The organism is Streptosporangium sp. NPDC006007 (assembly GCF_040614315.1).
Classification (GTDB): domain Bacteria; phylum Actinomycetota; class Actinomycetes; order Streptosporangiales; family Streptosporangiaceae; genus Streptosporangium.
Map to the genome: position 1 here is coordinate 1 of NZ_JBEXUG010000078.1, position 2,277 is coordinate 2,277.

Annotated in this window: 1 protein-coding gene; it reads left to right on the forward strand. The window is 70.3% G+C overall.

What is annotated here, in order from left to right:
* Nucleotides 1-431: 431 nt before the first annotated feature.
* Nucleotides 432-2,277: tetratricopeptide repeat protein (locus tag ABZ194_RS29740; RefSeq protein WP_355600337.1), on the forward strand; the 1,846-nt coding region annotated here is incomplete at its 3' end.

Here is a 2,277-nt window from a genome sequence, read left to right on the forward strand (position 1 = left end):
CAAGCGCGGCGGCGCGGCGCGCCGCCGCACGGCCCGCCGCCCGAACGCCGCCCGAGCGTGCGGCGTGGGCGCCGGTCTCGGCCGGCGGCGGGACCACGGACCGCCCACCGCACCGCCCGCGCGCCGTACCAGACCATCGGCCGCCGCACCGGGGCCGCGCCACCGCCCTGCCGTCGGATCGACAGGTCCGCCGACCCCTCTGTTTTCAGGTCTGGGGTGGTAGCGGCCGACGATCGCCTGATGGCGGCCGAGGTCTGCACACGGTTGGGGGCGATCGGAGGTCTGGGACTTCGTGCCTCAGCCCCAGCCCATCGCAACAGCCCAGGCGCGCGGCCGTTCGGGATGACGGTTGGGTGTCAACGGGATCGTTCGGCTGTTCGTCGTCTGTGCGGTGTGCGACTCTCCGGTCACGGGCGGAAGGGAAGGGGAGCATGAGCGGCAACCGGTGGCAGGAACGCCGTTTATTGATCGCCGTTGTCGTCTTGGCCGCGCTGGGGGCCGCGATGGCTGTGGTCATGGCGTTCAAGGTAACCGCCCCATGGGCGGTCGGCTTGGCCGCGGTCGTGGCGGCGGTCGTAGCGGCGGTCCTGGCTCTTTTGCAGGAGCGATACAAACGCCTCACCGCACGCCGGGAGGAGATCACTTACAAGCTGCAGGACGGTTGCCTGGTGCTGCCCAGCGGGCGACTGCCCACGGTGGCAAGGTTGGATGACCCGGTCCGGCTGGGAGTGCATCCGGCGATCGTGCTGCCCGGCGCCCCGGAGACCAAGCCTCCGGCGTACGTGCCCCGCGATGTCGACGACCAGGTGCGCAAGCGACTGGCGGCCGGGGGGTTTGTGTTACTGGTCGGGGACTCTACCGCGGGCAAGTCCCGCACCGCTTATGAGGCCGTGCGCGCCACCTTGTCCGATCACGTGCTGATCGCCCCACACGACCGCACCGCCCTCGCGGCGGCCGTCGAGCACACCGTACGCGCGAGCCGGGCCGTGCTGTGGCTGTCGGACCTGGAACACTACCTGGGCACCGGAGGTCTGACCCGCGAGCACATCGCCCGCATCACTTCGGGTAAAGGCCACCGGGTCATCGTGGCCACCCTGCGCAGCGCCGAACAGACCCGTCTGACCACCCAGCCCGCCGAAGGCGACGAGGCCACCCGGTCAGCCGGGCGCGAGATCCAGGAGGCCTTGGAGCAGGCGCGGGTGATCCGGCTGGAGCGCCGCTTCACCGAAAGCGAGCTGGAGCGCGCCCAGGCCTGGACCTGGGATGAGCGCATCGCCTCGGCTGTGCGGCAGGCCGATGAGTTCGGCATCGCCGAATACCTCGCCTCGGGTCCTGAATTGCAGCGCGACTACGACAACGCCTGGGACGTGGGGACCAACCCCCGGGGAGCCGCTTTGGTGGCCGCCGCCATCGACTGCCGTCGCGCCGGATACACCGGCCCTGCCCCCCGCCTGCTGCTGGAAGAGCTGCACACCGCCTACCTGGAGGCCAAGGGAGGCCATCGGCTCCGGCCCGAACCCATGGAAGAGGCCTGGGAGTGGGCGACCCGGCCCCGGCGCGCCACCACCGCCCTGCTGTCCCCGATTCCGGATGTCGCCGGTGACGGGGTGGCCGTCTTTGACTACCTCGTCGACCGCCAGCAGCAGGAAGAGGGCCCCCTCGCGCAGATCGCCGAACCGGTCATCCGCGCCGCTCTCGCGCACGTTCACGACCCCGACGACGCCGACCAGATCGCCTCCACCACCAACCATCAGGGCCGCTACCATCTTGCCGAATCGGGCTACCGCACCGCCCTGAACCTCCGCCGACAAAAGCTCGGTGAGGAACACCCCGACACGTTGACCAGCCGCAATAACCTGGCGACCGTGCTGCGGGATCTGGGGCGGTTGGGGGAGGCTGAGGCCGAGCATCGGGCTGTGCTGGAGGCGCGTCGCCGGGTGTTGGGTGAGGAACACCCCGACACGTTGACCAGCCGCAATAACCTGGCGGCCGTGCTGCGGGATCTGGGGCGGTTGGGGGAGGCTGAGGCCGAGTATCGGGCTGTGCTGGAGGCGCGTCGCCGGGTGTTGGGTGAGGAACACCCCGACACGTTGAGCAGCCGCAATAACCTGGCGACCGTGCTGCGGGATCTGGGGCGGTTGGGGGAGGCTAAGGCCGAGCACCGAGCCGAGTTGGAGGTCTGTCGCCGGGTGTTGGGTGAGGAACACCCCGACACGTTGAGCAGCCGCAATAACCTGGCGACCGTGCTGCGGGATCTGGGGCGGTTGGGGGAGGCTA